The organism is Rhodococcus gannanensis, from assembly GCF_042681175.1.
In the GTDB taxonomy this organism is placed as follows: domain Bacteria; phylum Actinomycetota; class Actinomycetes; order Mycobacteriales; family Mycobacteriaceae; genus Rhodococcus_G; species Rhodococcus_G gannanensis.
The window spans coordinates 147,876-173,587 of record NZ_JBHUFB010000009.1; the positions used below are offsets into that span (position 1 = coordinate 147,876).

Genomic DNA, 25,712 nt, shown 5'->3' on the forward strand with positions numbered 1-25,712 from the left:
ACCAAACTTCGGGACCCGACCGCATCGGGAAGAACCCTGGTATCGACCCCGAACCGGGGATCGTCAGGGCTCTTCCCTCTCGATGCACGTCAATGGCCGATGAACTCGTCCGCGAACCTGCGGACGGCGTCGAGCCGGGCCGTCCGGCTCGTGAAGTCGGCGCCGTACAGGTACCACGGCGAGACCCGGATCTCGGTCACCCCGATGTCCGCGAGCGCCTGGAATCCGTCGCGGTCCCGCACCCCTGTCGGGGACACGTTGATCTCGAAAGGCTCGTCGGCCCGGCCGTGTTCGAGACGCAGCTCGCGCAGGCGCCCGATCGCGGACGCGAGTTCGTCGGCGGGGACGTTGACGGAGATCCAGCCGTCCGCGAGTCGGGCGGCCCGGCGCAGCCCGGCCTCGCTGTGCCCGCCGACGTAGATCGGCACCGGACGGTCCGGGGCGGGGCTGATCATCAGGCGGTCGAAGTCGTGATGTTTCCCGTGGAACTCGACCCACTCCGGTCCCCGACCCGCGCAGACGGCCTTGACGATCTCGATGGCCTCGTCGGTGCGTGTGCCACGCGTCCGCATGTCGGTGCCGGTGAACGCGAACTCCTCGGGGATCCACGACAACCCGACCCCGATCGCGATCCGGTTGTCCGACATCACCGCCATCGTCGCGATCTGCTTCGCCGTCAGCAGCGGATCGCGCAGCGGCAGCTTCAGCACATTGGTGTAGAAGCGGAGACGCTCCGTGACGGCCGCCATCGCCGTCATCGCGATGAACGGGTCCGGCATCGGCGTCTCGGGCGCCCACATCCGTTTGCCGTCGGGCGAATACGGGTAGTCGGCCGACACCGTCTCCGGATAGAACACCGAGTCCGGCATCGCGATCGAGTCGAACCCGACCTCCTCCGCGACCCGCGCGAGCTCGCACAGGTCGCGGGCGCCGATCATCGCCGCCGCCAGGGACCACTTCATCGCGGCGACCTCACAGCTTCACGACCTTCGACGTCGGGATCGGGTGCGAGTCCGCCTTGATCCAGCGCATCGCCCAGGTCCCCTCGGCGTGGCCGTCGGTGCTGATCCAGTTGCCGTAGCCGGGATCCTTGGCGGACACCACGATGGTCAGCGTCCCGTCCTCGTTGAGCTTGGCGGTGTGGTTGTTGAGGTAGATGTTCGCCCGGTTGTAGTCGAGCGACTCCACCCAGAAGTTCTGCAGCACGAAGTTGTAGTACTCGCAGTTCGGGACCTCGGTCTCGATGACCCACGCCTCGTCCTCGGCGAGCTTCCAGTAGCCGTGGAAGTAGAAGATCGTCGGGTCGCCGCCGGCCTTCTGGAACTGCTCCTGTCCACGGTCGAAGATCTCGTTGGGCTGCGGCATGAAGTCGCGCGACCACTCGAGGAACGTGGCCGCCGAGCCCTTGAGCATGCCGATCGCGCGGTCCAGCCGCTGACCCAGTTCGTCCTCGGTGAGCGGAACGAATTCGCCGTCGGGGTCGAGGCATTCGATGGACAGCTCGCCGGGCACCTCGTTGCGGCGGTCCGCGTAGGTCTGCCGCACGGAGATGAGGTTGCTCTCCGGATCCATCGGCAGCCACGCGGAACCGTCCGCGGGCTTCTCCGCACTCGCGATGAACTCGAAACGGCCGTGCTGGTCGATCTCGAGGTCGTGGATGTGCAGGTCACCGGTCTGCAGCATGGTGCCGTCGATGTGATAGCGGTTGACCCGCGAGCCGAAGGTGATCAGCGGAATCGTGCCCCGGGTGCCGGTGATCCGGTAGGTGTACTTCCCGGAGATGTTGGCGCGCATGTAGATGTTGTCCGGATTGTCGGCGCCGATCTTCGTCATCATGTTCGGGTTCGGCGCGGACGTGAACTGCGGCCACCGCGGATCGGTGTACTCGACGCAGTTGATCGTCGCGTAGCGCAGCAGTCGCGAGAGGTAGCGCACGCCCTCGGCCTGCGTCAGGTCGTCCTGCGGGACTATCGGGTCCGACAGGATGCTTCCGACATCCCGCAGGTCGGTGCAGAACTTGTCCCAGGTGGCGTTCATGGTGGATTCCTCTCCAGGCGAGTGGGGTTCAGGCAGTGGCGAACTTGGCGTCGACCTCGGCCGCGGTGATGCCGAAGTCTTCGAGCGAGTAGGTGTGCGACGGACGACGGTGGTCGGCGAGACTGGCCTCGTGGGCGGCGCCGACCGCACGACGCGCCTCGTCGGAGAACTGCAGCGAGAACCGGTCGTAGATCTGCTCGACCGTTCCGATCGGGTCCGCCACGAAGTCCCGGTAGTCGACGTCGACGAACTGGTCCGGGTTGTAGCGTGCGCGGGCCTCCCGGAAGTTCGCGTTCCCCCGCGCCCACAGGTCGAGCTGGGTCCGTCCGATGGCCTTGCGGTCGAATGCCTTCGACATGTCGTGCCCGCCCTGCTCGGCGAGGCTGAACGTCGACGCCATCGAGGTGTGCGGGTCGCGGAAGGTGCGGACGATCAACGCGTCCGGGAAGACGTTCATGATCTCGTCGATCGCGAAGACGTGGCTCGGGCTCTTGAGAACCCACCGGCGATCAGGATCGTTCATGCCGATCAGCTGCAGGTTCTTCTTGTAGCGGGCGTAGGTGTCGGTCCAGTCCTGCTTCGCCAGCCACTCCGTGTACGACGGCACGTACGCGACGGTGTCGAACGAGGTCGAGAGCAGCGTCTGTTGCAGCAGTCGCCAGCATTCCTCGACCTCCTCAGCGCCCATGAAGTGCACCTTCATCAGGTCGGCCTCGTTCGCTTGACGTGCCCGGTAGAAGGCATCCGCACGTTGGAAGTCCTTGTTCTCGGGCCAGGTCTCACGCGCGGGACGGGGCTGCGGCGCCTCGGCCAGCCACATCTCGACACCCTGGTGTGCCGGGTCGGCACTGAGCAGTCGGTGCAGGGCGGTGGTGCCCGTCCGGGTCAGTCCGCACATGAAGATCGGCCGCTCGATCGCGACGTCGACATGCTCGGGGTGGCGTGCGAATGCGGCCTCGCTGATCAAGCGACCCCTGAGCGCCGAAAGGATCATCTTGCGGGCGATCACCCGCCCGTGCGGGGTGAGGTCGGCCTCGCGGGCGAACGAATCCAGCAGTACCCGCAGGCCCTCGAGGTGGTCGTCGCCGCCGAACGCGTCCAAACCGGTCTCGTCACACGCCTGCGCGTGGAGGTCCTCGATGGAGCCGATTCCGTCATAGTCGTGTGTCATCCGTGAATCCTTGTGAGAGTGGATCAGTGGTGGGCGTGGCCGCAGTTGACGTCCAGGCACTGTCCGGTGATCGCGCGGGCGAGGTCGGAGGCCAGGAAGATCACCGCGTTCGCGATGTCGTCGGGTTCCGGCAGCCGACGCAGGTCGGTGCCTGCCGCGATCTCGGCGTAGACCTCGGCCGGGTCGACGCCGCGCTGCGCCGCCTGCCTCCGGACCATGGTCTTGACCCGGTGCCCCCAGATGTAGCCGGGAGCAACGGAGTTCACCCGAACACCCATCGGGCCCAGCTCCACTGAGAGACTGCGGGCGAGGGCGAGCAGCCCTGCCTTCTGCACCCGGTAGGCACCGAAGTTCGGCAACTGGTTGCGCAGCACCATCGAGTTGACGACCACGATCGACCCCTGGGACTTCTCCAGTGCGGGAGCGAGTTTGCGGGTCAGGTCGAGCGCCGCGAGCAGGTTGATGTCCAGACCCTGTCGGACCGATTCGAACGTGGCGTCGAGCAGCCTTTCGTGCGGCGGCTGCACGAACGCGTTGTGCACCACCGTGTCGACAGCTCCGAACTCGGCGAGGGCGGTGTCGACGAGGCTCGTCACCGATTCGTCGTCGGTGAGGTCCGTCGGCACGCACAGCGCGGTTCCGCCGAGTTCCCTGATCTCGTCGGCGACCGTCGTGAGCCGGGACTCGGTCCGGGCAGCCAGGACCACCCGGGCACCGGCGAGGGCACTGCGCACGGCAACCGACCGCCCCAGCCCCTCACCGACGCCGGAGACGATCACGACCTTGCCGTCGAGCATCGTCGGCATCACCGGTCGCAGTGCCGCCGTCATACCTGCGCCCGGGGGTCCAGGACGACGCTGAGCGAGACGATCTTGCCGTCGTCGCCGAACTCGAAGAGGTCGCTGGCGAGGAAGTCGGGCATGCCCTCGCGCTGCACGCGCAGCTGCGTCGCGGCGTAGCGACCGGACACGACGATCGGCGAGTGCCGGCTCACGGTGAACGCGACCTTCGCGTTCTCGATGTCGAAGGCGCGGATCTCGTCGAGACCGGTGTAGGTTCGCACGCCCAGCGGCTCGTGCTGGACGGCGTCGTCCGCGAACAGCGACATCAGTCCGTCCACGTCGTGACTACCGAGAAATGTGACGTACGAGTCGATCAGCGAACAGATTTCGTCGCGGGTGGGCACAGGAGATGCTCCTCGGGTGTGGTGGGGTGAATCGGGTCAGGCGATGACGCCGCGACTGCGCAGCTTCTCGACGATCTGCGCTGCGGCCTCCGCGGATGCGGTCACGGTCGTGTCGATGCGCAGCTCGGGGCTTTCCGGCGACTCGTACGGCGAGTCGATGCCGGTGAAGTTGGCGAGTTCCCCACGTCTGGCCTTCCGGTAGAGACCCTTGGGATCCCGTTGTTCCGCAACCTCGATCGGGGTGTCCACGAACACCTCGCAGAACCGGTCCTCGCCGATCAACTCCCGCGCCGCATCTCGCTCCGCCCGGAACGGAGAAATGAACGACGCCAACACGATCAGCCCGGCATCCGCCATCAGTCGGGCCACCTCCGTCACCCGCCGAATGTTCTCCACGCGGTCCGCCTCGGTGAAGCCGAGATCGCGACCCAGACCGTGCCGGACGTTGTCGCCGTCGAGGAGGTAGGTGTGACATCCCAGGGCGTAGAGCCGTCGTTCCAGTTCGTTGGCGATGGTCGACTTCCCCGACCCCGACAGCCCGGTGAACCAGACGATCTGCGGCCGGTGGCCCTTGAGCAGCGAGCGGGCCTCGTCGTCGACGTCGACGGCCTGCCAGTGGATGTTGTCGGAGCGGCGCAGCGAGTGGGCGATCATGCCGGCACCGACGGTGGTGTTGGTCAGCCGGTCGACGAGGATGAAACCGCCCGTGTCACGGTTCTCGGTGTAGGCGTCGAACGGCACCGGCCGATCGAAGCTGATATTGCACACACCGATCTCGTTGAGGGCCAACGTGTTGGCGGCAGTCTGCTCGAGTGTGTTGACGTTGACCTTGTACTTCGGCTTGGTGATGCGGGCCTGAACGGTCATGGTGCCGATCTGGCAGACGTACGGGCGTTCGGGCAGCATCTCCGCCTCGCCCATCCACACGATCTGCGCCTCGAACTGGTCGGCGATACCCGGCAGCGCGTCCGCCGACACGAGCACGTCGCCGCGGCTGACGTCGATCTCGTCGGCGAGAGTGATCGTGACCGACCGGCCGGCGGTGGCCTCCTCGAGGTCACCGTCCATCGTCACGATCCGGGCAACCGTGGATTCCTTGCCGCTGGGCAGCACCCGAACCCGGTCGCCCGGACGCACCACGCCGCCGACGACCTGCCCGGCGAACCCGCGGAAGTCGAGGTCCGGCCGGTTCACCCACTGCACGGGCATCCGGAACGGCCCGGTGCGCAGGTCGTCGCCGATGTCGACGGTCTCGAGGTGCTCGATCAGCGACGGACCCTGGTACCAGGGTGTGTTCGGGCTTCGCTCGGTGAGGTTGTCACCGCAGTACGCCGACATCGGGATCGGCACGACGCGGTCGAGGCCGATCTCCGCGGCGAAGCCGGCGTACTCGCCGACGATCCGCTCGAACACCTCCTGCGAGTAGCCGACGAGGTCGAGCTTGTTCACCGCGAGCACGACGTGCCGGATACCGAGCAGCGACACCAGGTAGGAGTGCCTGCGAGTCTGCGTCAGCACGCCCTTGCGGGCGTCGATCAGGATCACCGCCAGATCCGCGGTCGACGCACCGGTAACCATGTTGCGGGTGTACTGCTCGTGCCCCGGGGTGTCGGCGACGACGAACTTGCGCCGCTCGGTGGTGAAGTACCGGTAGGCGACGTCGATGGTGATGCCCTGCTCACGCTCGGCGGCGAGTCCGTCGACCAGCAATGCGAAGTCGAGGCCCTCGCCCTGGGTTCCGACCTTCTTCGAGTCGGATTCGAGGGCGCTGAGCTGGTCCTCGAAGACCAGCTTCGACTCGTACAGCAACCGCCCGATCAGGGTGGACTTCCCGTCGTCGACGCTGCCGCACGTGATGAACCGCAGCATGGACTTGGTCGCGTGCTGTTCGAGGTACTGCTCGATGTCCTCGGCGATCAGGGTGGACGAGTGGGTCATCAGAAGTACCCCTCCTGCTTCTTCTTCTCCATCGAGGCGCTGCTGTCGTGGTCGATGACCCGTCCCTGACGCTCCGACGTGGTGGTGAGCAACATTTCCTGGATGACATCGGTGAGGGTCGCGGCCGTGGACTCGACCGCGCCGGTCAGCGGATAGCAGCCGAGGGTACGGAAGCGGACACTCCGCATCTCGGGAACCTCGCCGGGCCGCAACGGCATCCGGTCGTCGTCGACCATGATGAGGGTGCCGTCTCGCTCGACGACGGGACGCTGCGCGGCGAAGTACAGCGGGACGATCGGGATGTTCTCCTGCCGGATGTACTCCCACACGTCCAGTTCGGTCCAGTTCGACAGCGGGAAGACGCGCAGCGTCTCGCCGGGCGAGCGGCGGACGTTGTACATCCGCCACAGTTCGGGTCGCTGCCGCTTGGGATCCCAGCGGTGTTCCGCCGAGCGGACCGAGAAGACCCGTTCCTTCGCGCGGGACTTCTCCTCGTCGCGGCGGGCGCCACCGAACGCGGTGTCGAACCCGTGCAGGTCGAGTGCCTGCTTGAGGCCCTCGGTCTTCCACATGTCGGTGTGCGTCGAGGAGCCGTGGGTGAACGGGTTGATCCCCTTCTCCACGCACTCCGGATTCTGGTGGACGAGGAGGTCGAAATCGCCTGCGGCGGCGGACTCGTCGCGGAGCTTGTACATCTCCCGGAACTTCCACGTCGTGTCGACGTGCAGCAGCGGGAACGGCAGCCGGGACGGGTAGAACGCCTTCCGGGCCAGGTGCAGCATCACCGCGCTGTCCTTGCCGACCGAGTACAGCATCACGGGGTTCTCGCTCCCCGCGACGGCCTCGCGCATGATGTGGATGCTCTCGGCCTCGAGTCTCTCGAGGTGGGTCAGAGCCCTGGTTGTCGTGGGACTGCTCAACGCGCAAGCACCTCCAGTGCTGTGCCTGCCCACTCGGGGCGGCAGATCAGTAGGTCGGGCAACCAGGGGTTCTCCTGGTTGTAGACGAGTTCGGACCCGTCGATTCGTGAAACATGAAGTCCGGCAGCGCGGGCCACGGCGACGGGGGCCGCCGAATCCCACTCGTACTGACCACCGGCGTGGGCGTAGATCTCCACCTCGCCGCGGACCACCGCCATCGCCTTCGCGCCGGCCGACCCCATCTCCACCAGCTCGGCGCCCAGGGCCGCGGCCATCGCCATGACGGGCTCGGGACGCCGGGTCCGGCTGACCACCGCCCTCGGCACCCGGCGCCGGGGGGCCGGCGCCGTCGGGGCGTCGCCTGTCGAGTGGGTGACGCCGAGCGCGGGCAGGGCCACGGCGCCCGCCGTCAGCCGACCACGGTCGAGGAGCGCGACGTGCACGGCCCAGTCGGTGCGGCCCTGCTCCCCGAACTCCCGGGTGCCGTCGAGCGGATCGACGATCCAGACGCGGTCGGCGGTGAGGCGCGTGCGGTCGTCGGCGCCCTCCTCGGAGAGCACCGAATCGTGCGGGAACCGGTCCGCGAGTGCGGCGACGATGAACTCGTGGCTCAGTCGGTCGCCTGCGGCCTTGATCTGTGCGGGGTCGGCGCCCGGATCCCCCAGTGCCGCTCGGTGGGCGAGCAGCCGTCGTCCCGCCTCCGTTGCGATGTCGACGGCGGCGAGGACGTCCTCGACCTGCGCCGATGATGAGTCGGGTGCGGTCGGAGTGATGGCTCGATCGGTCATGCGAGTGACTCTAACCACAGAATGAACAATGTTCAATCCTAGATCGAACATTGTTCATTCTTGTGCGGTCGTTGGGTTCCCTCCCCTGGGACAGGGTCGGTACGGTGATTCGGTGAGCGAATCGAGCGCAGGGTCGATCTACGGCGACGCGGATGCCCGGCGACGCCGAACGCTCGACGCCGCGGCGGCGCTCCTGGCGGAGGGCGGCTACTCGGCGCTGACGATCCGTTCCGTCGCCAAACGCGCAGGCACGAGCACCGGGCTCATCTACCAGTACTTCGCGGACAAGCAGGACATCTTCATGGCCCTGCTCAACGAGGCCATCGTCGAGTCGATGGACCGCATCGCCGCGATGCCACGGGACGGCGGCGTCGCGGCCCTGCTCGCCGCGATCATCGACGATTCGGCCCGACGATGGAATCAGGTCGGGCGCATGTCGGCGATCTGGCGTGACGCCGAGGGCAACGCCGACTCCGATCGCGAGTCGCTACGCGAGGTCCACAGAGTCGCCGTCCTCTACGACCAGCAGGTCATGCGTGCGGTGACGAAGGCCGCGGAGCTGGAAGGACGGGCCCTGCTCGACGACGAGGGCGTCCTGCCGTTCCTGCTGTCCGGATTGCAGGGCCTGGCCACGACCGTCGCCAACAACTGGGCGTCGCATCTCGATCCCTCTGAACTCGTCTCGTTCTCGGCGGAGGCCCTCACCCGCGCGATCACCCGCAAGTAGGCGCTGCGCGCCTGTGCGCACTTCTGGTAGCTCCCACTACCAAAAACGCGCACATGCGCGTAGCGCCTAGACTCCGGAACCGTGACCTCCACAGCCACAGCCACCGTCTCCCCCGATCCCGTCCAACCTGCTCGCCGGGCAGCCGGGACCGTGGTCGAAACGGTGGCAGCGGTCGTCGTGGCGACCGTCGTCGCCGCGGTCGGGCTGGTCGCGTTCTCCGTCGTCGACTGGCCCGCCTTCAACTCGTCCAACGTCACCCGCGCGCTCACCACCGTCGGGCAGGTCGCCGCGCTGGCGTTGCTCGGGCTGTCGGTGTGGCTGATCCGGGCCCGCAAGGCGCCGCGGATCGCGAAGCTCTCGTCCTGGGCGGGGTTGTCCGGCTTCGTGACCGTCACCCTCGGCATGCCGCTCGCCGCGACGAAGCTGTACCTGCACGGCGTCTCCGTCGACCAGGAATTCCGCACCGAGTTCCTCACCCGGATGACGGACACCGCCCGGCTCCACGACATGACGTACATCGACCTGCCGTCGTTCTACCCGGCCGGGTGGTTCTGGATCGGCGGACGTGTCGCGAACCTGCTCGGCATGGACGGCTGGGAAGCGTTCAAGCCGTACGCGATCGCCTCCATCGCCGTCGCCGCTGTCGTTGCACTCGTGTTGTGGTCCAACCTCGTTCGCGCAGACCTCGCCGTCCTCGCCGCCGCCGCGACGACCGCGATCGCCGTCGCGTACGCGAGCCCGGAGGCGTACAGCGCCGTCCTCGTGGTCCTGCTCCCGCCTGCGCTCCTCCTCGCGTGGGGAGCGCTGCACCGGGCACCGGGCGTCGGCGGCTGGGGCGCCGCCGTCGGGACCGGACTGTTCCTCGGCCTCGCCGCGACCTTCTACACCCTCTACCTCGGGTACGCCGCGTTCGCGGTGACACTGATGGCCGTGATCGCCTCGGTGATCGCCTTCCGGGCCGGCGGTCTGCGCGCGGTCCGCGACCCGCTGCTCAAGCTGGTCGCGATCGCCGCCATCGCCGGACTGCTCGCGCTCGTGGTGTGGGCGCCGTTCCTGCTGGGGCTGCGCACCCACCCCCTCGCGGGGTCCGGCACCGCCACCCACTACCTCCCGGAGTCCGGTGCGACGCTGCCGCTGCCGATGTTCGACGCCTCGCTCGTCGGACTGCTGTGCCTGCTCGGAACCGTCTGGCTCGTCGCACGCGCGGCGTCGTCGCGGAGGGCGCAGGCCCTTGGCATCGGTGTCGTCGCCGTCTACCTGTGGGCGCTGCTGTCGATGGCGTTCACCGCCGTCGGCACCACCCTGCTCTCGTTCCGCCTCGAACCCGTCCTGCTCGTACTGCTCGGTGCGGCAGGAGTGTTCGGGTTCGTCGAGTTCACCCACTGGCTGATCCTCGCGACCAGTGAGAACCCGCGGATCAGGATCGGCGCGGTCGTGCTCGGGGCATTGGGTGCGGTCGCGTTCGCACAGTCGATCCCGCATCATCTCGCTCCGGAGATCACCACCGCTTACACCGACACCGACGGCGACGGCGTGCGCGCCGACCAGCGCCCACCGGGCGCCGCGTCGTACTACGGCGACGTCGACGCGGAGATCCTCGCGCAGCGGCCCGGGCCGCGCTCGGACACCGTCGTCCTCACCGCGGACACGAGCTTCCTGGCGTTCTACCCGTACTTCGGGTTCCAGGGGCTCACGTCGCACTACGCGAATCCGATGGCGCAGTTCGACGAGCGGGCCGCGGCGATCGAGGCGTGGACGGAGACGACCACACCCGACGAGCTGATCGCTGCGATGGACGAATCACCCTGGCGGGCACCGGATGTGTTCGTGTTCCGCTCCACCGACGACTCGTACACCCTGCGCCTCGCCGCCGACGTCTACCCGAACGACCCGAACGTCAAGCGCTACACCGTCGAATTCGACAAGGCACTGTTCGACGACCCGCGCTTCACGATCACCGAGGTCGGGCCGTTCACCGTCGTCACCCGGAAGTAGTGCGCTCCGCACCTGTGCGCACTTGTGGTAGTGGGGGCTACCACAAGTGCGCACAGGTGCGGCGTCAGACGGACGCGACGACGGCCTCGACGAGCTCCCCGACGGCGCGCGCGCAGTCGTTGCGGTCGTAGCCGAGCAGGCGCGTCTCCTCGGGGTCGGGTTCGTACGCGAGAGTGTTGCCGCGACCCTGGACGATCGCCGCGTCCGACAGCAGCGGGTGCTGTTCGTCCCGCGCGACGATCTCGCGGTCGCCGCCGGCCGCGTCGACCATCAGCTGGAAGAACTGCTGGTACTCCAGGTTCTCGTCCCCGATCAGGTACGCCTTGCCGGATTCACCGCCGTGCACGGCCCCGCGGATGGCCTGCGCCAGCGACCGGGCAGACATGTAGTTCGTCCCCCCGACCGGGGCGAAGTCGGGGATACCGGGCTCATTGCCCGCGGCCCACCCGACCATCCGCCGGTAGCGGCGGGTCGAGGCGCCCGGCACGACACCGATGATCGACGGCGGGTTCAGCGTGCACACGGAGAAGGATCCGTCGGCCAACGCACGAGCGCCCTCGTCCGCGGACTTCCGCGCCGCCACATAGGGATTCGCCGTCGCGATGTCGGGTCGAAGCTGGTGGTAGTAACTGCCCACCTGCACGAACCGGCCCACCCCGGACTGCTTGACGAGTTCGGCGAAACGCGGGACGCCGACGCTCTGCGTCGCCGCCCAGAACGCCGCGTCGTCGCTGTCGGCAGCGGTGCGGTGACGCGGGTCCTGACCAGCGGCGAAGACGACGGCGTCGAACCCGGACAGCTGCTCGCGCGTGAACGACGGGACGGTGTAGTCGCCCTCCAGCAGGGGAAAATCGGCGACCGGCGATTCGTCGGGGACGGGACCGCGGCCGGCGACGGTGACGTCGTCGCCGTGTTCGCGCAGCAGGAGTGCGGTGTGCGCACCGATCATGCCGGTGCCGCCGATGACGAGAATCTTCACGAGGTGTCCTTCGGTCGGTGGATCAGGGATTGCGAGGGCGGTTGGTCCAGCCGCCGGAGCGGCGGGGTACCCAGCCACCGGACGAATGGGTGCCGCCGTCGACGTGGATGGTGCCGCCGGTGACGAACCGCGACAGATCGGAGGCGAGGAACAGAGCGACACCGGCGACGTCCTCGGGTCGACCCGGGCCGCCGAGCGGCGACCACGTCGGCCACAGCTCCCGGTCCTCCTCGGGGACCAGCGACGCGTAGGGCACCTGAACGGTTTCGACGAGGTCGGGCGCGATCGCGTTGACCCGGATGCCGGACGGTCCCACCTCCGCGGCCAGCGAACTCGTGAACTGCGTCAGCGCGGCCTTGTACGCGGAGTAGACGCTGTGCCCGGGGATCGCCCGGTGCGCCTCAACGGTCGTGAGGTTGACGATCGAGCCGCCGCCACGTTCGGTCATGCCCGGCAGCAGCGCCTGCGTCAGCCGCAGGACGTGCGCGAAGTTGATCTCGTGCAGTTCGTCCCACAACGACGGCTCGTTCGTCGCGAAGGTGTGCGGCGGTCGCAGGTAGTGCCCGACGTTGTTGACGAGCACGTCCGGGCGATGGTCGACGAGTTCGGGCGGGCACGGTGACGCGCTCACGTCCCATTCGAGCCCGGTGACGGAGCCCCCCGCGGTGGGGTCGAAGTCGAGTTCGCCGAGCGGTTCGATGTCCGCGACCAGCACGTCGGCCCCGTGCGCGGCGAAGGACCGCGCGATTGCGGCGCCGATACCCTGGGCACCGCCCGTGACCACGGCACGGCGACCGGTCAGCATCGCGCCCGGGGTGTAGGCCATGAGGTTGCTCATGACCGTCAGTACAGCGCGCGCCCCGTCACCGCCGACAGGCCGGTTCCCGGTGTCCGGAAAGATTGCCCCAGGACGCGCGCAGATCGGAGACAGTGGAGCCTGTACCGACGATGCGCGACGAGGAGAAGCGGATGCCACAGCACCCTGCCGGCGGGGACACGACCGGGTCGCTGCCGCGCGCGGCCCTCATCCTCGGGGCGTTCACCGGTGATCGGCGGCTGAACCTGACGCAGATCGTCGCGGCCACCGGATTGCCGCGGTCGTCGGTCCACCGCGCCCTCGAACAGCTCGTCGCGCTGCGCTGGGTGCATCGGGAAGGCATGGACTACCAGCTGGGCATGCGCATGATCGAGTTCGGCGCGGTCGCGGCACAGCAGAACACCCTGCGCAGGGCGGCGCTGCCGAGCCTGCACTGGCTGCACCGACAGACGGGGTGCGTCGTCCACCTGGGCGTGCTCGACGGGCCGGAGGTGGTCTACCTCGAGAAGGTCGGCGGGGAACTGCTGCCCACCGTCCGGTCGCATGTCGGAGGGCGACTGCCCGCACGATCGTCGACCATCGGCACGGCACTGCTCGCGGTCGCCGAGGACACTCCCGACCTCGACCGGGTGCGCGAGCGGCGCGTCTCGTACGGACGGGAGAAGTGCATCCCCGGTTTCAGCTGTGTCGCAGTCCCGATCGGTCCGGTCGACCGGACCGAATCCGCCGCCGCCATCTCGGTTTTCGGCCCGGCGGCGACCATCGACGACACCCAGGTCGTGCTGTCCGCGCAGACCGCGGCGGCCCGCATCTGGCGGCGGATCTCCGGAGCGGAGTCGCGGCACACCGCGTGAGCCGACCCTGCCGGAGCGAGTGACTCAGGCGGGCAACAGCATCCACAGGGCAAGATAGACCAGGATTGCCGTGCCGCCGGTGACGAATGCGGCGAGCACCGCACCGGCGCGCACCAGGTTGGCGTCGACGCCGAAGTACTCGGAGATACCTCCGCAGACACCACCGACCATGCGCTGCGAGGAGGAGCGGGCGAACGGCTTGGGGGCGTTGCTGTCGAATGTCATGCCTCCACCCTGCGCGACCGGGTGCGGTCCGCGCATCGGGTGACGCCCTGATTCCGACCCTGAGATTTCCGTCCGGGACTGGCTGAACGCCACCTTCAGCTCGTCAGATCGCATGAACGCCACCTTCAGCCGAACAGGGGGGGTGGCGGCCGATACGGCTGAACGCCACGTTTATGCGGAACAAGCGCATGAACGTGGCGTTCAGCCGGGTGGATCAGCGGCGGGTGAGGGGCATGACCTCGCGAACCTTGGCGTCGCGCAGGTACAGGCCGCCCCAGACGAAGATGCCGACGTAGATCGGGAACAGGATCGTGCTCACCAGCGGCTGCTCGGTGAGGATGTTGCAGGCGACGGCGCCGCCCAGGTAACCCGTCAACAGCACCGCGCCGAGGATCGCCGTGACCGGGACCAGGTACAGCGCCAGGCAGACCAGCATGACGACGCCCATCACGTACGGGGCGTAGTCCGGAAACCCGTACTCGGCCATGGAGTCCCGGACGGTCTCGATGTTCGCGAGGTGGATGACGGCATCGAACAGCAGGAATGCCACCACCAGGCCGGTGACGACGAGCCCGGCGCGGCGGGCGCGTGACGACACCTCCGCGGTGCCGGCGGACGGGGCGACGATCTGATGTGCGGTCATGGCTGGCTCCTCGGGTCGGGCGCTCCACGCGGTGTGAAGTCGTTGCTCAGGTAGACCACCCGGCGCCGGAGAACTCATCGCTCAGCCGCCGGACCATGCCTGCGCGTCCCACCGGAAGCCTCGCGCGTCGGACGGGTCCGGTTGCCGGGCACCGTAGCCGAGTGATTCGGCCTGATCGACAGTCTCGCGCGCCGCCCGGTTCGTGACGTCGATCCGACGTCCGATCTCGCCGGCTCTCATTCCCGCGACGCCCGAGGCCTGAAGCGCGGTCACCGGCTCCCGTCACGGCCGAGCAGGGCGAGCAGCCGTTCCCCCGGCCCTGCCCACGGCGGCACCGGAATCGGTGGACCGAACCGCTCGGGCCGGTCGGCCTCGGACACGAACAGCGCCGCGCAGATCTCCAACTCGGTGGCGAGCTCGACGGGAAGGGGATGCGCCAGACCCAGCGCCCGACCGACGTCCCAGCCGTGCACGGCGACGTCGAGAGCACCCGCTGCGGCCGCGATCTCGGCGGGCAGCATCGCATCACCCACCCGGACCCCTCCCGGTGCGGCGTCCCGCTCCCAACTGCGCATCATCCGGCAGGCTCGATCTCTCAGTGCCGCAACAGGATCAGATGTGATGCCACCCCGAGAGACGGGCCGCAGCAGTACGCTCCGATCGAGCACCGCCTCCTCGAGAACGGCGAGCGACTCGTCCATGTGCGCGAGCAACTGCGCCAGGTTCCACTCCGAGCACGGCGTCGGCCGCAGGAGGTCGTCCGGGCGCACCGCCCGCAGGCTCGCGTCCGTGTACCGGACGGCCGCCCCGAGCAGGGCGAGCGGATCGGTGACGGGCAGAACGCCGAGCGTCATGGCAGCGACAGTGCGGTCGAGGCGTCGAGAACCGCGGGCAGGCCGAATTTCTCGAACAGTGTGAGGTCGAAGAAGACCGTCACGTGACCGACTCCCGACGGACCGAGGGACACCACGTGCATCTGGAACGGCCGATGCACGCCGTTCTCGTCGCGCATGTACAGCCCGAACGCCGGCTGCCCGTTCGAGACGGTCGGCACCATCCGCATGTCGCCGGGACCCTGTGCGGGACAGTTCGTCTCGATGAGCGTGCGGATTGCCGCGGGACCCTGGTACCAGCCGACGAACGGCGGCATCTCCCAGACCGCGTCCTGGGTGAGCAGTTCGGTGAGCGAGCCGAAGTCGTAGTTCTCGAACGCCGCCATGTACCTGTCGAGGACGGCGCGCTGCTCCGGCCCGACCGGTTCGAGCACTGCATCCTCGCTCGGGGCGGCCTGCGCGATCTGCGCCCGCGCCCGCTGCAACGCGCTGTTCACCGCGGCGGTGCTGGTGTCGAGGAGTGCCGCGACGTCGGCCGCCGGCCAGGCCAGTACCTCCCGCAGGATCAGCACGGCCCGTTGCTTCGGAGGCAGGAACTGCAGCGCCGCGATCAGCGCCAGCCGCAAGCTGTCGCGGGACGTCGCGACGACCGCGGGATCGTCGGCGGCGGTGCCGAGCATCTCGTCGGGAATCGGCTCCAGCCAGGGCACCTCCTCGCGGGTCACGAGGTCGGCGGACGGGTCGGAGCTCGGGGCGCCGAGTCCGGTGGGCAGCGGGCGGCGGCCCTTGTTCTCCAACGCGGTCAGGCACGTCGTCGTCGCGATCCGATAGAGCCAGGTGCGCAGCGAGGACCGGCCCTCGAACTTGTCGTAGGCCCGCCACGCCTTGAGGTAGGTCTCCTGCACCAGGTCCTCCGCCTCGTGCACCGACCCCGACATCCGGTAACAGTGCGCGAGCAGTTCGCGTCGGTACTGCTCCGCCTGCGGAGTGAACTCGTCTCGAACTGCGCCGTCGGTCATGTCCCCACCCGTCTCCGTGATCAACGCGGTCATCGTCCACTCTCCCTTGTCCGGTGCTTCACGTACAGACACGGCAAGCGGCCAGAACTCATCGGCGGAGTGTGCACGAGTGCGGCGACCGGTCTCCCTGATCGAGACCCCCCTTGCCCGACCCGTGGGGACCGGCCGCCCGTCCGCGCCGACCGTGAGTGGCGGGGAATCGGCCGGGGCGAACACGTCGCCCCGAAGCCGTGGCACACTATATGGCAAATAACATGCCAAAAACAATCCAAACAATCACGAAGAGGTGGCGGGTGACGGCGGTGGACGCGCCTCCGCAGGCGCCGTACTCGGAGGTTTCAGCGGTCCTGAACACCCCTCCGACCACTAGGGTCGGATCGGTGGAAGGGATCGAGAGCCTCGCTCGGGCCGTCGTGGAACGACGCAGGCGACTCAATCTCACCCTCGATCAGGTCAAGGCGGCAGGCGGCCCGTCCGACGTGACGACAGGGAAGATCGAGAAGGCACAGATCCCCGAACCGAGTGCCCGCACGCTTCGCCGCCTCGACGTCGCGTTGCGCTGGGTCGACGGCTCGGCCGCGCGGGTGCTGACCGGAAGCGCGCCCGTCCCCGTCGAGGACCTGTCCTCGCCCGGTGGCGTCGACGCGGACGCCGACTCCGTGACCCTCTCACTCGCGCTCGTGGGCGACCTGTCGGACCTCGCCAAGCGCTACGAGCAGCTCGCCTCCGACCACCGCGGCGAACCGTTCGCCGTCGAACTGGGACGCGTGAACGAACGGTTCGACCTGCTCGTCGACCGGATCATGCGTGCCTGGCTGACGGTGCAGCTCGAACGCCGGACGAAGTCGCCCGGGGCCGGCCACGCGGCGGGACACGCGATCGGAGACCCGGTGGTGGAGATGCTGCTCGGCGACTATCTCGACCGAAGCTCGCAGCCGCCCACCGCGGAGGACGCCGACGACCTGCGCTACCTACGATGGCTGACCGGGCGCGCCGACGACGTCGACACTCCGACCCAGCAGCGGTACCTGGCACGGTGGCGCGCCCGACAGGAGACGGCCGGATGACGTACCACTCCCCCGACCTGCGACAGAAGCTCGACCGCCTGTTCGCGTACTTCCATCGCCGCAACGACCCCGAGCTGACGACCGTCGAGGTCGCCACGATGGCAACCGAACACTGCGGAACAACCGTGTCGCCCACACTCCTCGACGCCGCGCGCTCCGGTGCGATCGACGCGCTGCCCCCCACCGTCGCGGACGCGCTCTGCGACGTGTTCGGCGTGGACCGCGACTACCTGCGGCTGACCGGCGGCCGGGACATCGACATCGATCAGAGGCTGCGGTTGTGGACGGCGATCCGGGATCGCGGCCTGCAGCACTTCGCGGCCCGCGCCGCCGACCTGTCCCGCGACGACCTCGAACACCTCATCGACGAGGTGAACCGGTTCCCCGTCGACGAACCGCACTGACCACGGTCAGACCAATCCGACCGTGACCGGTCGTCGCGACCATGCGTCGGCGATCCGCAACAGCTCGTCCTCGTCGGCCAGCCACGTCGGCGTCGTCGCCGGACGGGCAGGCTCGTCCCCGGCCAGCCGGTGTTCGAGGGCACGGGTGACGGCGCCGCAGCGGACGACCGGATCCATGTTCTCCGCACGGTCCTCGGGAGGCATGTGGGCGAGCAGCGCGTACAGGGCGTCCTCGCACTCGATACGCATCCGGTGCTCCCGCTCGACGCTGCTCGGCAGTGCACTGGTCGCGGACTGCAACGACACCGCGGGCAACGCCGCCGAGAGGTCCTTCCACAGCGGGGTGAGCCGGACGACGACCGCCGCCGACGGGTCGCCCGACAGCCGCGCCCGCAACGCGACCGCAACGGGCACGCAGACAGTGAGCGCCGCGAGCGTCGCCGCGGGCAGGAACAGGACGTCGTTCGATTCGCTGCGCCAGTCGGTGAAGACGTTGGACCGGTCCAGCCCGAGCAGGACGCCGTAGACCATCCGGGTCAGGTGGTCGAACGCCGACACCAGCCCGGCAACGAGGACGAGTGCCGCCCAGAACCTGGTGCTGCGCAACTGGTCTCCGCGATAGAACACGTGAATGCAGGTGACCGCGGCGAACGCGATCGCGACGGGCATGTGCGCCGAATACACGACCAGGTAAACGGCGGTCCGCCAGTCGTGCAGTTCTTCGACGGCGACACCCGCCTCTCGGGCAGGCAGACTCAGCCACGCCATCGCGGCGACCTCGACGACGATCAGCGCGTACACCGCGGCCACGGCCCCACTCCGCAGTCGCCGGACACTGCCGAGCGCGCGGACCACGAGGAACAGCGCACCGGCGCCGAGCATCGCGGCGGCATGAGTGAGCAAGCGCAGATCCGAGAGGGTCAGCGGTGTCGCATCGACGACACGTGACTGCAGCCATCCCTCGCGCAGCAGCGCGGCACACAGCCACCAGAACAGCAGCCACGTCGTCTGGCGATCGACCTGACGTTCCCGCACGACGGCGACGCGGCCGACGATCACCGCGGTCAGGATCGTCAGCATCGGCGCGGTCAGCCACACCGGGAGCGACGACGTCGCGACGGTGCCCAGCATCGGACTCGTCACCGGAGGCTGTCGAAGGTCGACGCGATCCGGTGCAGTTCGCCGTGCGCGTCGAGTTCGATCGGACCGCGGCTGAGCACGGCGAGGTGGGTCCCCACCAGTTCGGCTTCCGCTTCGGTCGGCGAGTCGAAGGTGGTGCGCCGCATCATGTATTCGATGCCTGCGAGGCTGAGGCCCTCGGTGAGCGCCCCGTCCGTCGGCCGGAACGCCTCACCCGGATGCCGACACAGGATGTGCCCGACCTCGTGGAAGATCTGTTGCCGCTGGTGCCGGACGGACCGGGCTGCGTCGTAGCGGATCACATATCGGCGCGGTCCACCCAACAGCAGACCGCACCGGCTGCCCGGGTCGGTGAACGCACCGGTCCACGGGCTCAGTTCGATGTCCCGGCCGGCGTCCTCGGCAAGCCAGTCCAGGAACTCCGGAACCGTCCACGGCGGCTGTAGCGGTACCCGGCGCAAAACCTCGGCGAGGCGTTCACGGCTCCGACGACCGGCCATGGCGACAACTCCCCCCTCACGTCCACCGAACCGGGTGGAACGCCGGAGGAAGCATAGCGTCGTGGCCTGCGACGACGGGAGGCTCCGGTCAGCGACCGTTCGGGAACAGAGTCTGCTCGGCGGTGAACGCGCCGTCGGGGTCGTCGACGAACTCGCCCTCGCAGCGACCGTCGAGCGCGGCCGACACCTGCGCCCACACGTGCAGGTTGACCGGTTCGAAGAAGTGGTCCGTACCGCCGTCGACCGCAGTGGGTGTCGGCGTCATCCGGCACTGACCGCCGTCGAGCCGGCCGTCCGCCCATTCGCGGGCGCTGCGGATGCCGTAGTAGGCGGTGTCGCCCGGAGTGTCGTCGCCTGCGTTGAGCGCGGTCATGAAGTCGGTGCCGGGGCACACCTCCGCGCCGACCTGTTGGCCACACGCACCCGGCGAGCCGTACTGCGCGGTCCCGAAGGCGACATAGGTGTCCACCTTGTCCGCGCCGCCGAGGTTCTTGAGGTAGTGGCGGGTGCTGGTGCCACCGATGCTGTGCGAGACGAGGGAGATCTCAGCGTCCGGGTGAGCGGCGTCCGCGGCGGCAACGGCGGCGCCGATTGCCCGCGCATCCGCGTCGATGTCGAACCCGGGCAGGTCCAGCGCCGTGGCCTGATACCCCTGCAACGTCAGGTAGGAGACGAGCGGCTGGTACGGCACCGCGCCGAGGTACTGCCCAGGGACGACGAACACGATCCGCTCCCGGACCTCGGGGGCGGGCGCGGCGTTCGAAGCGGGCGCGGCGACGGCCAGCGCGAGCCCGGCACCGCAGGCGACGGCGAGAAGTCGGGTCAGGGTCATGCACCGGACGATAAGGCAAGCCTGCACTGACTTGTCGAGCCACGCCGACGCGTGTGACACACCCCTCGTGACCTGCCACCGACAGGCGGCCCGCGTCATCCCGGTCGCGCCCCGACGGACGCTCACCACGCAGACTGCCGGGATCGGTCGGTACCGTTGCCCGAAGCCCGTGTCCGTCGGATGGCGGACCGGCCGGGTGGAAGGGTGGATGTCGGCAGTGGAGACAGCGACGGCGGCGGACACGGCGACAGCAGCCGCGACCGCGACGACCAGGCCGGCAACCAGGGCCGCCACGCGCCTCCGGCGAATCCGCGTCCAGCGCTCCGACGCGTTCGCCGCGCTCGGATTCACGGTCCTCGCCGTGTACGTCATGGGCAACCAGTGGCGACAGCCCGCTACGGGCTACCTGACCGGCAGCGGTCAGGACCAGCGCATGTGGGAGTGGTTCTTCGCCCTCGCCGCGCACTCGATCACCCACCTCGACAATCCGCTCGGCACCCTGCTGCAGAACTATCCGCAGGGCGTGAACCTGATGGCGAACACGTCGATGTTCGGGGTGTCCGTCCCGCTCGCCCCGGTGACGTTGCTGTTCGGCCCGACGGTGACGTGGACGCTGGTGCTCACGTTCGGGCTCGCCTCCACCGCGTACGCCTGGTACTGGTTCCTCGGCCGGTACGCCGTGCAGTCCCGGGCCGCGGCGGCGGTCGGCGGCCTGTTCTGCGGATTCGCGCCCGCGCTCATCTCGCACGCCAACGGCCACCCCAACTTCGTGGTGCTGCCACTGCTGCCGCTGATCCTCGCGTGCGTCATCCGGCTCGCCCACGGCGCAGGCACCCGCACCGCGCTCGTCCTCGGCCTGCTCGTCGCCATGCAGATCGCGCTCGGCGAGGAACCACTGCTCATCACCGCCGTCACGTTCGCGGTGTTCGCCCTGGCGTACTTCGCGTCCCGACCGCGGTTCGCGGTGACCGCGGTCCGCAACGCCACCAAGCCCCTGCTGATCGCCGCCGCCATCGCCCTGGTGCTCACCGCGGGACCGCTGTGGTGGCAGTTCTTCGGACCGCAGAGCTACCGCTTCATCGACCACGGTCCGATGGGCAACGACCTGAAGGCACTGCTGCAGTTCCCACGCCAGTCCGTCGGAGGCAACGTCAGCCCGGGCCAGAACGTGGCGATCAACGGCACCGAGGAGAACGCCTACTTCGGGTGGCCACTGCTGGCCCTCGCGCTGGCGTCCGCGATCTGGCTGCGCCGCCTCGCCCTCGCCCGCGCCGCGGCCGTCACCGTCGTCGTCATGTGCGTGGTCTCGCTCGGCGCGGAACTGACCATCGGTCGCAACGGAACCGGCGTCACCCTGCCGTGGTCCTGGCTGGAGCGGCTGCCGCTGTTCGAGTCGGTCCTCGAAACCCGTTTCGCGATGGGCGCGATCCCCGCGATCGCGTTGCTCCTGGCACTGACCGTCGACCGCGCGATCCGGGAGAAGGCCACCCGGGTGCCCTGGGCCGTCGCCTTCGCACTCGCGTTGGTCCCGCTGATTCCGCTGCCGTTGACCACGGTGCAGCGTGCCCCCGCACCGGACTTCTTTGCCGACGGCACCTGGCGGTCGTACGTCGACGACGGCTCCGTCGTCACCGTTCCCCTCCCCCGACCCGAGGACGCCCGCGCGCTCACCTGGCAGGTCGAGGCCGACTTCGGGTTCCCGCTCGCCGGCGGCTACTTCGTCGGACCGGTCGGACCGGAGAAGAAGGCCAAGTACGGACCCGAGGACCGGCCGACCGCACTGTTGCTCGGCTCCGTCCAGAAGTCCGGGACCGTCCCCGAAGTGACCGAGCAGATGCGCGCGCAAGCGCACGCCGACCTCATGTACTGGCGAGCCGACGTCGTCGTGCTGCCGAACGGCGAGAACCAGCGCGCCCTGCGTCGCACGGTGCAGGCACTGCTCGGTTCCGAACCACAGCGCGTCGACGACGTCTGGGTGTGGGACGTACGGCCCGCCGCGCGGTGACACGCAGATCAGTCGCGCGGTGACGCACAGATCAGGGGTGGTGCCCCGGGGCCGAACCCGGGGCAACGAAATCCCCTCATGTCCCCCGCATCGTCCCCTATATTCGGGCGCACACCTTTCCGGAGCCCCTCACCGGAGGGTGTAATTCCCCTCGGCACACGAGCCGTGCCGATTCTCGCCCGCCGGCGGTGCAGCCCTCGCGCACCGTCGGCGGGTGCTCACACCTGCACGACCGTCGCGTCACCGCCCCTCGGCGCCGTATCCCATACGATCGACGCTTGTGTCTGCCGAGTCCGATGTGCCCGCCGAGTCCGACGCCCACTCCCAGCCGGCCCCCGACCGTTCGGCGCCGCGGACCGCGCAACTGATCGCGGTCGTCACCGGCCTCGTCGGGTTCCTGCTGGCGATCGTGACGCCCCTGCTGCCGGTGTCGCAGCAGTCCGCGAGCGTGTCCTGGCCGCAGAACGGCGAACTGGCCGGCGTCGAGGCGCCGCTCGTGACGTACGAGCCGCTCACCCTCGACATCCACATCCCGTGCCCGGTGTTCACCGACCTCGCCGGGGACGGGGACCGGACCGTCGTCTCGACCGTCCCGAGGAACGCTCCCGGCGCCGGCGAGGACGGCCTCGCGGTCACGGTCGCGGGTGACGCCGAGCGCACCGTCGCCGTCGACCTGCGCGGCGGGCGCCTCGTCTCGGCACCCCTGGCCGATCTCGACGGGTGCAGCGCACTCGTCGTCCACTCGGACGCCGACCACACGACCGCGTCGTTCGCCGGACTCGACGACGGCGACGGCACCACGACGGCGCGCACGACAGCCGAACTCACCGGCGATCACCGGCCGCAGATGGTCGGCATCTTCACCGACCTGAACGGACCCGCGCCCGCCGGTTTCGAGGTGCGTGCCGAACCCGACTCACGGTTCTCGTCCAGCCCCACCACGTTCAAGGTGCTGGCGATGGTCATCGGCGTCCTCGCGACCCTGGCCTCTCTCTTCGCGCTGCACCGACTCGACCTCACCGACGGCCGCCGCGCCCGCCGCTTCCTGCCGCGTCACTGGCTGCGCTTCGGACCCGTCGACGCGGTCGTCATCGGCACCCTGGTGCTGTGGCACTTCATCGGTGCCAACACCTCCGACGACGGCTACCTGCTCACCATGGCCCGCGCGTCCGAGCACTCCGGCTACATGGCCAACTACTACCGCTGGTTCGGCGTCTCGGAAGCACCCTTCGGCTGGTACTACGACGTCCTCGCCGCGATGGCGAAGGTCGGCACCGCCAGTACCTGGATGCGACTGCCCGCTCTGATCGCCGGCATCCTCTGCTGGCTGGTCATCAGCCGCGAGGTGATCCCCCGCCTCGGACGTGCGGTGCGCCGCAACCGGATCGCCGTGTGGACCGCCGGCCTGGTGTTCCTCTCCTTCTGGCTGCCCTACGACAACGGCCTGCGTCCCGAACCGATCATCGCGCTCGGCGCGCTGCTGACGTGGTGCTCCATCGAGAGGGCCATCGCCACCGGACGACTGCTGCCCGCCGCGGTCGGTGTTCTGATCGCCGCGTTCTCCTTGGCCGCCGGACCCACCGGCGTCATCGCGGTCGCCGCCCTGATCGTCAGCCTCCGCCCGCTGGTGAACCTCGTCGTCGCCCGCGCGCGCGTCGTCGGGGTGCTGCCACTGCTCGCACCCGTGCTCGCCGCGGGCACCGTCGTGCTGGTGGTGATCTTCGCCGACCAGACGATCGCGACCGTGATGGAGGCGACGCGGGTCCGCACCGAGATCGGCCCCAACGTCTCCTGGTTCGGGGAGTACCAGCGCTACGAGGCGTTGCTCAACATCTCCCCCGACGGTTCCCTCGCCCGCCGGTTCGGTGTGTTCGCGATGGTGCTCTGCCTGATCGTGTGCGCGATGCTGCTGCTCCGCGGGCGCGGGCGGATCCCCGGCACGGCCGCCGGCCCGTCGCGTCGCATCCTCGGGATCGTCTTCGTGTCGCTGCTGCTGATGATGGCCACCCCGACGAAGTGGACGCACCACTTCGGCGTGTACGCCGGTCTCGCCGGATCCATCGCCGCGGTCACCGCCGTCGGACTCGCCGCCGCGACCGCCCACTCGAGCCGCAACCGCGCACTGTTCGCGTCCGGGGTCCTGTTCCTGCTGGCGTTGGCGTTCACCGGCTCGAACGGCTGGTGGTACGTCTCCAGCTACGGCATCCCGTGGTGGGACAAGCCGCCGTCCATCAGCGGAAAGCCGTTCTCCACCGCGTTCCTCGTGCTCGCCGTCCTCGTCCTGCTGTACGCGGGCTGGCAGCACCTGCGCGAGCCGTACCGCGAGCCCGAAAAGGCCGTCCGGCCCGGACTGCGCACGCTGGTCGCGTCACCGCTGACGCTGGCGGCGGCGTTCATCGTGCTGGTGGAGGTGCTCTCGCTCGCCAAGGCCGCGGTCGGCCAGTACCCCGCGTACTCCGTCGCGCGGTCCAACTTCGACACCCTCACCGGCGACACCTGTGCCCTCGCGAACGACGTGTTGATCGAGCCCGACGCGAACGCCGGGATGCTCGCCCCACTCGAGCCCGGCCCCGATCCGCTCGGCGCAGGCGAGAACGTCGGATTCACCCCGAACGGTGTGCCGCTCGACCTGACGGCCGACGAGGAGAACGCGGCCCCCGGCGGCGCGAACAGCATCGAGCCCACCGACCAGACCGGGACGACGACGAGCACATCCGCCGGCACGGGCGGCGGCACCGGCGCCACCGGCGTCAACGGCAGCTCCGTCGCGCTGCCCTTCGGGCTGGACCCGGCCACGACCCCGGTTCTCGGCAGCTGGGGCTCGGACGGCCCCGCCGCCCTGACGACCGGCTGGTTCGCTCTGCCGGAACGGTCCGACGACACCCCGCTGCTCGTCGTCACCGCTGCGGGCCGCATCCGGTACGTCGACCCCGACGGAATCGTCACCGCCGGTCAGGAACTGCGCGTCGAGTACGGCACCCGCCGATCCGGCGATGACGTCGAGGTCAGGGGCGCGGTCGCCCCGATCGACATCGGACCGTCCCCGTCCTGGCGGAACCTGCGCATCCCGATGGAGCAGATTCCCGCCGACGCCGACGCTGTGCGACTGGTCGCGGTCGACGACGACCTCACACCCAAGCAGTGGCTGGCAGTGACGCCGCCGCGTCTGCCCGAGATGCGGACGCTGCAGGAGGTCGTCGGGTCGGAGGCGCCGGTGCTCCTCGACTGGTCCGTGGGCCTGTCCTTCCCGTGCCAGCGGCCGTTCGACCACCGCTACGGCATCGCGGAGGTGCCGGAGTTCCGCATCCTGCCCGACCGCGTCGGCGCGGACTCCACCAACGCCTGGCAGGACGCCTTCGGCGGTGGCCCGCTCGGCTGGATCGACCTGCTGCTGGTCGCGCAGACGATGCCGAGCTACCTGAACGACGACTGGGCTCGGGACTGGGGCTCGCTGGAGCGGTACGAGCCGGTCGACCCGTCCACGACGACGGCGGACGTCGACATCGAGACGGTGACGCGGTCGGGCCTGTGGTCGCCCGCCCCGATCGCGGCAAGGTGACGCCCGTCGGCCTCGCGCAGGCATAACGCGAGGCCACGGGCGCTCCGGGCACCGCATTCCCGATGTGGTGCCG

Annotated in this window: 25 protein-coding genes; 7 read left to right on the forward strand and 18 right to left on the reverse strand. The window is 69.2% G+C overall.

The genetic code is table 11. The features are described from left to right. Positions 1 to 89 precede the first annotated feature (89 nt). From ACFSJG_RS07480 to ACFSJG_RS07515, 8 genes are all read right to left on the reverse strand, one after another. Positions 90 to 962, reverse strand: coding sequence for a TIGR03619 family F420-dependent LLM class oxidoreductase (locus ACFSJG_RS07480; protein WP_378484571.1), 873 nt, complete (start codon positions 960 to 962; stop codon positions 90 to 92). A 10-nt stretch (positions 963 to 972) separates the two neighbouring features. Beyond that, positions 973 to 2,037, reverse strand: a complete 1,065-nt coding sequence (locus ACFSJG_RS07485) for a DUF1214 domain-containing protein (protein WP_378484572.1) — start codon at positions 2,035 to 2,037, stop codon at positions 973 to 975. A 28-nt stretch (positions 2,038 to 2,065) separates the two neighbouring features. Continuing rightward, positions 2,066 to 3,208 (reverse strand): sulfotransferase family protein, encoded by a 1,143-nt coding sequence (locus tag ACFSJG_RS07490; RefSeq protein WP_378484573.1) that lies wholly within the window; start codon positions 3,206 to 3,208, stop codon positions 2,066 to 2,068. Positions 3,209 to 3,231: 23 nt separating this feature from the next. Further along, the gene (locus tag ACFSJG_RS07495) at positions 3,232 to 4,038 is read right to left on the reverse strand and encodes an SDR family oxidoreductase (RefSeq protein WP_378484574.1); all 807 of its coding nucleotides are present in this window, start codon (positions 4,036 to 4,038) and stop codon (positions 3,232 to 3,234) included. Then, positions 4,035 to 4,394: a nuclear transport factor 2 family protein gene (locus ACFSJG_RS07500; RefSeq protein WP_378484575.1), complete on the reverse strand. Its 360-nt coding sequence runs from the start codon at positions 4,392 to 4,394 to the stop codon at positions 4,035 to 4,037. Before ACFSJG_RS07500 ends, ACFSJG_RS07495 begins: the two co-directional genes overlap by 4 nt. A gap of 36 nt (positions 4,395 to 4,430) precedes the next feature. Beyond that, positions 4,431 to 6,332: a sulfate adenylyltransferase subunit CysN gene (gene cysN, locus ACFSJG_RS07505; protein ID WP_378484576.1), complete on the reverse strand. Its 1,902-nt coding sequence runs from the start codon at positions 6,330 to 6,332 to the stop codon at positions 4,431 to 4,433. After that, positions 6,332 to 7,183: a sulfate adenylyltransferase subunit CysD gene (gene cysD / locus ACFSJG_RS07510; RefSeq protein WP_378485250.1), complete on the reverse strand. Its 852-nt coding sequence runs from the start codon at positions 7,181 to 7,183 to the stop codon at positions 6,332 to 6,334. The genes cysN and cysD overlap by 1 nt, the downstream gene beginning before the upstream one ends. A 65-nt stretch (positions 7,184 to 7,248) precedes the next feature. Beyond that, positions 7,249 to 8,040, reverse strand: a complete 792-nt coding sequence (locus ACFSJG_RS07515) for a 3'(2'),5'-bisphosphate nucleotidase CysQ (protein ID WP_378484577.1) — start codon at positions 8,038 to 8,040, stop codon at positions 7,249 to 7,251. A gap of 112 nt (positions 8,041 to 8,152) precedes the next feature. Here ACFSJG_RS07515 and ACFSJG_RS07520 point away from each other — a divergent pair, with 112 nt between their 5' ends. Continuing rightward, a complete protein-coding gene (locus ACFSJG_RS07520) occupies positions 8,153 to 8,767 on the forward strand; it encodes a TetR/AcrR family transcriptional regulator (RefSeq protein WP_378484578.1) in 615 nt (204 codons plus the stop codon). Positions 8,768 to 8,848: 81 nt separating this feature from the next. Continuing rightward, complete coding sequence (locus tag ACFSJG_RS07525; protein ID WP_378484579.1) at positions 8,849 to 10,762, forward strand: arabinofuranosyltransferase; 1,914 nt, start codon at positions 8,849 to 8,851, stop codon at positions 10,760 to 10,762. Between the two features lie 64 nt (positions 10,763 to 10,826). On the opposite strand, the gene ACFSJG_RS07530 is transcribed toward ACFSJG_RS07525, so the two are convergent. Together ACFSJG_RS07530 and ACFSJG_RS07535 are read right to left on the reverse strand one after the other, a co-directional pair. Further along, a complete protein-coding gene (locus tag ACFSJG_RS07530; protein ID WP_378484580.1) occupies positions 10,827 to 11,741 on the reverse strand; it encodes an NAD-dependent epimerase/dehydratase family protein in 915 nt (304 codons plus the stop codon). Between the two features lie 22 nt (positions 11,742 to 11,763). Next, positions 11,764 to 12,579, reverse strand: a complete 816-nt coding sequence (locus ACFSJG_RS07535) for an SDR family NAD(P)-dependent oxidoreductase (protein WP_378484581.1) — start codon at positions 12,577 to 12,579, stop codon at positions 11,764 to 11,766. A 131-nt stretch (positions 12,580 to 12,710) separates the two neighbouring features. Here ACFSJG_RS07535 and ACFSJG_RS07540 point away from each other — a divergent pair, with 131 nt between their 5' ends. Further along, entirely contained in the window at positions 12,711 to 13,412 is a 702-nt protein-coding gene (locus ACFSJG_RS07540) for an IclR family transcriptional regulator (RefSeq protein ID WP_378484582.1), read from the forward strand. A gap of 24 nt (positions 13,413 to 13,436) precedes the next feature. Here ACFSJG_RS07540 and ACFSJG_RS07545 read toward each other — a convergent pair whose 3' ends face one another. The 5 genes from ACFSJG_RS07545 to ACFSJG_RS07565 form a co-directional block, all read right to left on the reverse strand. Then, a complete protein-coding gene (locus ACFSJG_RS07545) occupies positions 13,437 to 13,637 on the reverse strand; it encodes a PspC domain-containing protein (protein ID WP_378484583.1) in 201 nt (66 codons plus the stop codon). 214 nt (positions 13,638 to 13,851) lie between these two features. Further along, positions 13,852 to 14,280, reverse strand: coding sequence for a DoxX family protein (locus ACFSJG_RS07550; protein WP_378484584.1), 429 nt, complete (start codon positions 14,278 to 14,280; stop codon positions 13,852 to 13,854). Positions 14,281 to 14,361: 81 nt separating this feature from the next. Continuing rightward, positions 14,362 to 14,553 (reverse strand): hypothetical protein, encoded by a 192-nt coding sequence (locus ACFSJG_RS07555; RefSeq protein ID WP_378484585.1) that lies wholly within the window; start codon positions 14,551 to 14,553, stop codon positions 14,362 to 14,364. After that, the gene (locus ACFSJG_RS07560; RefSeq protein ID WP_378484586.1) at positions 14,550 to 15,134 is read right to left on the reverse strand and encodes a TIGR03086 family metal-binding protein; all 585 of its coding nucleotides are present in this window, start codon (positions 15,132 to 15,134) and stop codon (positions 14,550 to 14,552) included. The genes ACFSJG_RS07555 and ACFSJG_RS07560 overlap by 4 nt, the downstream gene beginning before the upstream one ends. Then, entirely contained in the window at positions 15,131 to 16,132 is a 1,002-nt protein-coding gene (locus tag ACFSJG_RS07565) for a sigma-70 family RNA polymerase sigma factor (protein ID WP_378485251.1), read from the reverse strand. Before ACFSJG_RS07565 ends, ACFSJG_RS07560 begins: the two co-directional genes overlap by 4 nt. A 380-nt stretch (positions 16,133 to 16,512) precedes the next feature. Between ACFSJG_RS07565 and ACFSJG_RS07570 the strand changes: the two genes are divergently transcribed. Beyond that, positions 16,513 to 17,199 carry an XRE family transcriptional regulator gene (locus ACFSJG_RS07570; RefSeq protein WP_378484587.1) on the forward strand — a complete coding sequence of 229 codons (687 nt, stop codon included), beginning with the start codon at positions 16,513 to 16,515 and terminating at the stop codon, positions 17,197 to 17,199. Further along, entirely contained in the window at positions 17,196 to 17,603 is a 408-nt protein-coding gene (locus ACFSJG_RS07575; RefSeq protein WP_378484588.1) for a hypothetical protein, read from the forward strand. Before ACFSJG_RS07570 ends, ACFSJG_RS07575 begins: the two co-directional genes overlap by 4 nt. 6 nt (positions 17,604 to 17,609) lie before the next feature. Here the strand turns inward: ACFSJG_RS07575 and ACFSJG_RS07580 are convergent, their stop codons facing one another. From ACFSJG_RS07580 to ACFSJG_RS07590, 3 genes are all read right to left on the reverse strand, one after another. After that, the gene (locus ACFSJG_RS07580; RefSeq protein WP_378484589.1) at positions 17,610 to 18,746 is read right to left on the reverse strand and encodes a DUF6545 domain-containing protein; all 1,137 of its coding nucleotides are present in this window, start codon (positions 18,744 to 18,746) and stop codon (positions 17,610 to 17,612) included. Further along, positions 18,743 to 19,243 carry an ImmA/IrrE family metallo-endopeptidase gene (locus ACFSJG_RS07585; RefSeq protein WP_378484590.1) on the reverse strand — a complete coding sequence of 167 codons (501 nt, stop codon included), beginning with the start codon at positions 19,241 to 19,243 and terminating at the stop codon, positions 18,743 to 18,745. The genes ACFSJG_RS07580 and ACFSJG_RS07585 overlap by 4 nt, the downstream gene beginning before the upstream one ends. Before the next feature lie 88 nt (positions 19,244 to 19,331). Continuing rightward, positions 19,332 to 20,075 (reverse strand): esterase/lipase family protein, encoded by a 744-nt coding sequence (locus tag ACFSJG_RS07590; protein ID WP_378484591.1) that lies wholly within the window; start codon positions 20,073 to 20,075, stop codon positions 19,332 to 19,334. A 208-nt stretch (positions 20,076 to 20,283) separates the two neighbouring features. Between ACFSJG_RS07590 and ACFSJG_RS07595 the strand changes: the two genes are divergently transcribed. Together ACFSJG_RS07595 and ACFSJG_RS07600 are read left to right on the forward strand one after the other, a co-directional pair. Further along, entirely contained in the window at positions 20,284 to 22,080 is a 1,797-nt protein-coding gene (locus ACFSJG_RS07595) for a glycosyl transferase (RefSeq protein ID WP_378484592.1), read from the forward strand. 280 nt (positions 22,081 to 22,360) lie between these two features. Then, complete coding sequence (locus ACFSJG_RS07600; RefSeq protein ID WP_378484593.1) at positions 22,361 to 25,639, forward strand: arabinosyltransferase domain-containing protein; 3,279 nt, start codon at positions 22,361 to 22,363, stop codon at positions 25,637 to 25,639. Positions 25,640 to 25,712 lie beyond the last annotated feature (73 nt).

What these genes read in the sequence shown, in the direction of transcription:
- ACFSJG_RS07560 (WP_378484586.1), bottom strand. Translation starts at nt 15,134, where the DNA reads ATGACGCTCGGCGTTCTGCCCGTCACCGATCCGCTCGCCCTGCTCGGG.
- ACFSJG_RS07480 (WP_378484571.1), bottom strand. Translation starts at nt 962, where the DNA reads ATGAAGTGGTCCCTGGCGGCGGCGATGATCGGCGCCCGCGACCTGTGC.
- cysN (WP_378484576.1), bottom strand. Translation starts at nt 6,332, where the DNA reads ATGACCCACTCGTCCACCCTGATCGCCGAGGACATCGAGCAGTACCTC.
- ACFSJG_RS07540 (WP_378484582.1), top strand. Translation starts at nt 12,711, where the DNA reads ATGCCACAGCACCCTGCCGGCGGGGACACGACCGGGTCGCTGCCGCGC.
- ACFSJG_RS07595 (WP_378484592.1), top strand. Translation starts at nt 20,284, where the DNA reads ATGTCGGCAGTGGAGACAGCGACGGCGGCGGACACGGCGACAGCAGCC.
- ACFSJG_RS07485 (WP_378484572.1), bottom strand. Translation starts at nt 2,037, where the DNA reads ATGAACGCCACCTGGGACAAGTTCTGCACCGACCTGCGGGATGTCGGA.
- ACFSJG_RS07590 (WP_378484591.1), bottom strand. Translation starts at nt 20,075, where the DNA reads ATGACCCTGACCCGACTTCTCGCCGTCGCCTGCGGTGCCGGGCTCGCG.
- ACFSJG_RS07585 (WP_378484590.1), bottom strand. Translation starts at nt 19,243, where the DNA reads ATGGCCGGTCGTCGGAGCCGTGAACGCCTCGCCGAGGTTTTGCGCCGG.
- ACFSJG_RS07495 (WP_378484574.1), bottom strand. Translation starts at nt 4,038, where the DNA reads ATGACGGCGGCACTGCGACCGGTGATGCCGACGATGCTCGACGGCAAG.
- ACFSJG_RS07575 (WP_378484588.1), top strand. Translation starts at nt 17,196, where the DNA reads ATGACGTACCACTCCCCCGACCTGCGACAGAAGCTCGACCGCCTGTTC.
- cysD (WP_378485250.1), bottom strand. Translation starts at nt 7,183, where the DNA reads ATGCGCGAGGCCGTCGCGGGGAGCGAGAACCCCGTGATGCTGTACTCG.
- ACFSJG_RS07515 (WP_378484577.1), bottom strand. Translation starts at nt 8,040, where the DNA reads ATGACCGATCGAGCCATCACTCCGACCGCACCCGACTCATCATCGGCG.
- ACFSJG_RS07490 (WP_378484573.1), bottom strand. Translation starts at nt 3,208, where the DNA reads ATGACACACGACTATGACGGAATCGGCTCCATCGAGGACCTCCACGCG.
- ACFSJG_RS07545 (WP_378484583.1), bottom strand. Translation starts at nt 13,637, where the DNA reads ATGACATTCGACAGCAACGCCCCCAAGCCGTTCGCCCGCTCCTCCTCG.
- ACFSJG_RS07565 (WP_378485251.1), bottom strand. Translation starts at nt 16,132, where the DNA reads ATGACCGACGGCGCAGTTCGAGACGAGTTCACTCCGCAGGCGGAGCAG.
- ACFSJG_RS07535 (WP_378484581.1), bottom strand. Translation starts at nt 12,579, where the DNA reads ATGAGCAACCTCATGGCCTACACCCCGGGCGCGATGCTGACCGGTCGC.
- ACFSJG_RS07550 (WP_378484584.1), bottom strand. Translation starts at nt 14,280, where the DNA reads ATGACCGCACATCAGATCGTCGCCCCGTCCGCCGGCACCGCGGAGGTG.